At 43.0% G+C, this 6,937-nt stretch carries 5 protein-coding genes; 1 reads left to right on the top strand and 4 read right to left on the bottom strand.

What is annotated here, in order from left to right; translation table 11 throughout:
* Window positions 1-39: 39 nt before the first annotated feature.
* The 4 genes from A4S05_RS43740 to A4S05_RS29495 all read right to left on the bottom strand — a co-directional run bounded on the left by A4S05_RS43740 (window position 40) and on the right by A4S05_RS29495 (window position 5,770).
* A complete protein-coding gene (locus A4S05_RS43740; RefSeq protein WP_256091242.1) occupies window positions 40-162 on the bottom strand; it encodes a hypothetical protein in 123 nt (40 codons plus the stop codon).
* 207 nt (window positions 163-369) lie between these two features.
* Window positions 370-1,818: a glycogen synthase GlgA gene (gene glgA, locus A4S05_RS29505; RefSeq protein WP_069073329.1), complete on the bottom strand. Its 1,449-nt coding sequence runs from the start codon at window positions 1,816-1,818 to the stop codon at window positions 370-372.
* A 126-nt stretch (window positions 1,819-1,944) separates the two neighbouring features.
* Window positions 1,945-2,916: a hydroxymethylbilane synthase gene (gene hemC, locus A4S05_RS29500; protein ID WP_069073328.1), complete on the bottom strand. Its 972-nt coding sequence runs from the start codon at window positions 2,914-2,916 to the stop codon at window positions 1,945-1,947.
* Between the two features lie 211 nt (window positions 2,917-3,127).
* Window positions 3,128-5,770 (bottom strand): PAS domain S-box protein, encoded by a 2,643-nt coding sequence (locus tag A4S05_RS29495; RefSeq protein WP_069073327.1) that lies wholly within the window; start codon window positions 5,768-5,770, stop codon window positions 3,128-3,130.
* A 111-nt stretch (window positions 5,771-5,881) separates the two neighbouring features.
* Here A4S05_RS29495 and A4S05_RS29490 point away from each other — a divergent pair, with 111 nt between their 5' ends.
* Window positions 5,882-6,448: a Uma2 family endonuclease gene (locus A4S05_RS29490; protein ID WP_069073326.1), complete on the top strand. Its 567-nt coding sequence runs from the start codon at window positions 5,882-5,884 to the stop codon at window positions 6,446-6,448.
* The last annotated feature ends 489 nt before the right edge of the window (window positions 6,449-6,937 follow it).

Here is a 6,937-nt window from a genome sequence, read left to right as displayed (position 1 = left end):
TGAAGATGACTAGATATCGCCAAAAATATTCAGTCTACTTCAGTAGACTTTAGCTTTGGTGTCAAGTTCATGCGAAACCGCACGTCCGCCAGCACGTCCGCCAGGGATTGTAAATCCCTGTCTCATAGCTAAAGTCATCTGAAGATGACTAGATATCGCCAAAAATATTCAGTCTACTTCAGTAGACTTTAGCTATGAGCCAGAGAATTCATTCTCTGGCGGGTTATGAAGCCCGCAGCGAAGCTATTTCTAGCTTAAGTTGACACGAATGCTATCTCTCCCACCCCTCTTGTTGGGATGGGATTCCCGCCGATTTTCGTTGAGGTTTGAAACCCACGGAGGTGGGTTTTGTCTGTGTATACGCGGTTTCTAACCGCCTTTTTGCTTGCTAGTGGTGACTGCTTCGTTTAACACTAACTTTGGTTCTGGTGTCTCTTCTTCTTCTGGCAAACCGAAAATTGATCTGTACAACTTCACGTACTCTTTGGCAGATTGATACCAACTAAAATCTTGGGCCATGCCCCGTTGTTGTAGTTCTTGCCATTGCGGTTTAAAACGGAAGCCTTCCCAAGCCCGGATCATACAGGTGAAAAGGTCTAGGGGTTCATAGCGGTCAAAGCAATAACCCGTACCTGCGGCATTTTCGGGGTCGTGATGGGTTACGGTGTCAACTAATCCACCTGTGCGGCGGACAATGGGCACAGAACCGTAGCGCAAAGACATCATTTGGCTAATACCGCAAGGTTCAAAACGACTAGGCATTAAGAAAGCGTCAGTACCAGCGTAAATGCGGCGAGACAGGGCATCGTTATACAGCAAGTAAGTTGCCATGCGTCCGGGAAAGCGGGATGCTAATTGCCACATCTGAGTTTCATAGTAGCGATCGCCTGTCCCCAACAGCACAAACTGGGCATCTGTATAAGAAAGGAAGCGATCGAGGATTTGCAATATCAAATCAATGCCTTTTTGTTCTACTAATCGGGTCACAATCCCAATTAAAAAGGCTTTGGAGTTGACTTCTAATCCTACTTCTTCTTGCAAAGCAATTTTGTTGGCTTTGCGCTTATCTAAAGTATCAGCAGTAAAGGTTTGAGCAATGTATTTGTCATTTTCTGGATTATAAACCTCGGTATCAATACCGTTGATAATTCCAGATAATTTACCGCTAATAAAGGACAACAAACCTTCTAATGTTTCACCGTAGGTTGCTGTCTTGATTTGCTCGGCGTATGTGGGCGAAACTGTATTTACCTTATTGGCAAATTGCACCGCCGCTGCCATGACGTTGTGTCCTTGCATATACCACGGACACCAAGTAATTTTCTCTAAATACCAACGCCACGGCCCTTGATAAGCCAGGTTATGAATGGTAAACACTGTGGTGATATCAGGATCTTGGTGCATCCACACGGGAATCATCCCCGTATGCCAATCATGACAGTGGATAATTTCTGGTTTCCAGTAATTCCAGGCGAATTCGGCTGCACCATTGGAAAAAAAGGTGAACCGCCAGTCTTCATCATCTCCAGAATAAATCCGGCGGGGTAGGAATACGGGATGTCCAAATAAGTACAAGGGAACATCAGTACCAGGCAGAACGCTTTCATAAACAGCAAATTCCTGGAACATGGCATTTCCCCGCCAGATGGGTTCTTTGGGAATTTCCATTTTGTCTGGCAGAAAGCCATAGTAAGGCAAGAATATCCGCACATCATGCCCCATTTCTCTCAGAAATTTGGGTAATGCCCCAACAACATCACCCATTCCTCCTACTTTCGCAATGGGTGCTGCCTCTGCTGCAACAAATAGAATCCGCATGGTAATTTTTGCTTCCCTGAGTCTATATTGTCAAATTAACTTGCTGATCCCGACCAACGCGATTTTTCGCGTCTTTTGTGTAACGGCGATCAATTCTTATCTAATCACATCGGCTTGCCCAATTGCTTAGGAACCGCGCTGAATCACCGCAAAAATTTCTTCTAGAATTTCTTGCGCTCCCTGTTGCCGCAACACTTCTGCTAGTTCTGTGCCTAGTGCTTCGGCATTGTTAGCCTTGCCTGTGACGGTATCTTTTACCAACTTTTGACCATCTACACTGGCAACTATGCCCGTTAAGGTCAAGTTATCACCAGATATTTCTGTATTTACACCGATAGGTACTTGACAACCGCCTTCTAATGAGCGTAGAAAAGATCGTTCAGCGAGACAGCGATCGCGTGTTTCGGGATGTTCGATCGCTTTGAGTAGAGATAGCAATTCACTATCATCGGCACGGCATTCTATCCCTAAAGCACCTTGTCCAACGGCGTGGAGTGAGATTTCTTTGGGGATAACTTGATGAACGCGATCGCTCATTCCCAATCTTTCTAACCCTGCGGCTGCCAAAATTAGGGCATCGTACTCACCTGCATCCAGTTTTGCCAACCGTGTAATTAAGTTTCCCCGGACATCCTTAAATATAAAGTGGGGGAAATGGTGGCGTAACTGTGCTAACCGCCGTAGAGAAGATGTACCAATTACCGCACCTTCTGGCAATGTATCGATTTGTTTATCTTTGTGTTTTTCATGCACAACTAATGCATCTGCTGGATTTTCCCGTTCAGTAATTGCTGCCAGCATTAACCCTTCTGGTAAGTTAGTCGGCAGATCCTTGAGAGAATGAACTGCAAAGTCAATCTCCTGATTGAGCATTCCGAGTTCAAGTTCTTTAGTAAAAAGTCCTTTATCGCCAATCTTAGCTAATGCCACATCCAAGATTTTATCGCCTTGGGTAGACATGGTGTGGACTTCAAAAGTGATATCAGGAAAGCTTTTCTGGAGTTGCTCTTGTACCCAGTAGGTCTGAACCAGAGCAAGTTGGCTTTTGCGTGAACCAATCCGAATAGTGCGTGGGGGACTAGAAACAACTGAAGTCATAAAACAATATATCAAAGGAGGCGATAAATTCACTCTCATCTAGACTACCGTAGTCAGGGACTCATACTAATTTTGGAGTTTGGATTTTGGATTTTGGATTACAATTCTTTACTAAAGAAGGGAACTGGGGGAATTATTGAATAAATCTCTTCCTTGTCTACCCTGTTTCTTTTCAATGCCCAATGCCCAATGCCCAATGCCCAATGCCCAACTAATTAGACTTACCTTCTAATGGGAGAGTAACTGCACAAGTTGTACCAATTCCTACTTGAGTGGTGATGTTAATATGACCTTGGTGTAAATCTACACACTTTTTCACTACTACCAATCCTAATCCTGTACCAGGAATGCTTCTGACATTCTTGCCACGATGAAACGGCTCAAACAACTGCTTTTGATCTGCTAGCGGAATTCCAATACCCTGATCTTGAACTTGGAGAATCACCGTATCTGATTTAAACTCCAGACTAAGATGCACATTCCCTCCATGAGGAGAATATTTAATCGCATTCAGCAGCAAATTAGACAGAATAGAACGCAACAACCTTTCATCCACCCAAGCCGGAACAGCTTTTCCTTGGCAAATAAAACCAAGTGTGTGCCTTTCGTCTGTACTTAGGCGCATTTCTTCCACAAAATAACCGCAAAATCCTTCTAAATCTAGGAGTTTGGGATTAAATTCTAGTTTTCCGGTTTCGGCTCGATTGATGGTCAAAATATCGTCTAATATCTGAACCATATTTTTGACAGAGAGTTGAATCCGCTGCAAGTTCCTTAATCGTTTAGAAGAGTTATCCCATTCATCCTGACAGTTTTCTAGCAATTGGGCCGCTGCTAAGGCAGTACTTAGAGGAGTGCGAAATTCGTGAGATGCCATTGAGAAAAAACGTGTTTTAAGGGCGCTCAGTTCTCTCTCTCGCTCTAATGCCATGCGAATTTCATCTAACCGCTTGCGTTCTGTAATGTCGCGACAGTTAACTATAATTCTAGTGTCTGCTGTGTTATCTAGAAATTTCTGGCTAATAGCTTCTAGCATCCGCCACGAGCCATCTTTGTGCCGAAAACGAAACTCGATTGGGGCAGTAACTTCGGAACTTTGGATGGCATGAGTAAAGCTATAGTAAGTATTAGCAAAATCATCCTGGTGAATGTAATCTAATAAGTTTTTGCCAATTAGTTCTGCGGCTGGATAACCCAAAACCTTTTCGACTGAGGGGCTTTCGTAGCGAATAGAACCATCTACATCGAGAATTTTGACAATATCTAAAGCATTTTCAATCAATGAGCGGAAGCGTTCTTCGCTCTGGCGTAACGCCTGTTCAGCTTGTTTGCGCTCGGTAATGTCACGTTGTACTGATATCCAGTGGGTATACCAGCCAGTTTCATCAGCTACAGGAAAAACGCTAAATTCATTCCAGAATTCAGAGCCATCTTTGCGGTAGTTAATTACCTGAACGGTGACTGATTCCCAACGAGAAAGCGCAGTCCAGACTTTATCCATTTCAGTTTGACTTGTTTTCGCTCCTTGAAGAATACGGGGCGTTTTACCTAAAACTTCTCCCAGGCTGTAACCTGTGATTCGGGTGAATGCTTCGTTAACATAAATAATCTGCGGCCCAGGTTCAGAAATGGGTTGCGCTTCAGTGATCACTACAGCATCATTGGTATTTACGACCACAGATTGCAGCAATCTTACCTGTTCTTCCTGCTTCTTTTGGTGTGTGATATCAGCAATCACTGCTACCATGCCGTTGATACTATCGTCGCGATCGTGCAATGGAGCGGCGGAGAAAATTATATCGATCGCAGTGCCATCTTTTTTAAAACGGCGCAATTCAACTCTGGTATAGGTTGTTCCTTGTAAGATACTTTGTTGGAGAGTGTTATATTCCTCTAATTGATCGTCTAAAAAAATTGGGTTAGGATGATCAACTACCTCTGCCTCCGTCCAGCCAAACATCCGTTCAGCAGCAGGATTCCAGATTTTTACATTCCCTTCTAAATCAAGTGTGAAGATGGCCCGAGGAGAGGCAGTAATTAGAGCTTGCAGCGCGGCTTGAGTGCGCTGACGTTCAGCAATTTCTGCTCGGAGAGAGACATTGGCTAAAGCTAATTCTTGAGTCCGCTGTTCAACGCGGTGTTCTAATTCAGCGTTGAGTGTTTGTAGCTGTTTGTAAAGTTCTGACTGTTGAATAGCGATCGCCACTTGGGTTGCAAGTTGCTTCATTAATTCAACTTCCCAAGATTCCCAGATGCGGGTGCGATCGCACTGATGGGCAATCAATAAGCCCCAAAGATAAGGGGTAGAAGCAGGTGTCTTGCTATCTCGTTGTTTATCCGCTTCCCGATTTTCTTGTAAAATTGGCACTACCAACTTGGCTTTAACACCGAACTGTTTCACGAATTCTGCCAAACATGGTTCAACATCTGCTTGTTCAACGTTAGCGATCGCGCGGGTTTTTCCTAATGAATAAGCTTGATGATACTCTCTAGGAAACACTTCTTGTGGAAAAGTTTCTCCTAAAATTTTTATATATTTAGGTAAAACTGTTTCAGTAATTGCGCTGCCTGTACCATCTTCCCAGAGGCGATAAATTAGCACCCTATCTGCTTGGAGAAACTCGCGCACGTCTGCAACAGTGGTAGTAAGAACTTCCTCTAACTCCAAAGATTCACGGATATGATGAGCAATCTGGTTTACCAGGCGTTCCCGCTCAGTTTGTTGCCGCAGTATCACTTCTGCTCGTTGCCGTTTAGTTACTTCTAGATTGAGAAAATAGTAAATTACCGCCAATGCAATAATGCTAAAGCCAACACCGATGGGGGCGAGATTGATAACGCTAAAATCGGTCATGAGCGTGGAGAACAGAGATTAGAAGCATTTGGTTTAGTGTACTGTTTTCGGTCATCTATTAGTTCCGAACGTTGATAAACTGGATGTACGACTTTCGGAGTGGCAGAAGTCATGAGTGTTGCAAAATCTCCATCCCTAACCCTAGAAGAATTTCTCAAGTTGCCAGAAACAAAGCCTGCAAGTCTTTATATTGATGGTGAAATTATCCAAAAACCAATGCCGAAAACTCGCCACTCCCGACTTCAGGGTAAGTTGATTAATGGGATTAACGAAGTCGCAGAGAAAAAGCAAATCGCTTATGCTTTTCCAGAGTTGCGTTGTACTTTTGGTGGTCGCTCAATTGTTCCAGATGTGGCGGTTATTCGTTGGCAACAAATTGAGTTTGACGATAACGGAGAACCTGTAGATGATGTGTTAATTGCTCCGAACTGGACAATTGAAATTCTTTCTCCAGATCAAAGTTCCAATCGAGTTACCAACAATATTTTGCACTGCTTAAAATATGGTTGTCAGCTAGGATGGTTGATTGATCCTGATGATCGCTCAGTTCTTGTATTTAAACCACATCAACAACCAGAATTTTGTCATAGAGAAGATAGCTTGACTGTTCTAGATGGTATCGATTTAGAGTTGACAGTAGAACAGTTATTTGGTTGGTTAAAAATGAAATTAGAGTGAAAAATCCATATTAAAATTATCGAAGCCCATAATCCAAAAAAAATTAACAATTTTTATCAAATCTAGTGTATAAACCACCATACTTAAACCAGTATTGCCTTAACTGATGACAAGGCGTAAACAAACTGGCTTTGACACGATAAAGAAAAACCTGTCGATGATCACCCATCCAAATTTTGTCAACCGGCTCAACAGAAATTAATGTTCCTCCTAGGGCATCTATACAATCGGTAAATCTCTCAACGCAAGAATAGTCTATAGTTTCAAATAGAAAAAAGTGACCCGAACAGATTAAATGACGGCTTCTTATCCAACATTGGAGCTTTTTATGCGCTTGTGGCGGCAACATTACTTTTGCTTCAAATAATTTGATATGAATGCAGGGTTTATGGCAGTACGGTTCGGTGAAAAGGGAAGGAAAAACCTTTAACCCAAACCCACTAACCTTTTCCCCAAACCTAATTCTGAGGTCAACATCCTTACCGGAGC

It is taken from the genome of Nostoc sp. KVJ20, from assembly GCF_001712795.1.
Taxonomy (GTDB): Bacteria; Cyanobacteriota; Cyanobacteriia; order Cyanobacteriales; family Nostocaceae; genus Nostoc.
The sequence above is the reverse complement of the archived record's forward strand: the minus strand, read 5'-3'. Positions and strand labels throughout refer to the sequence as shown.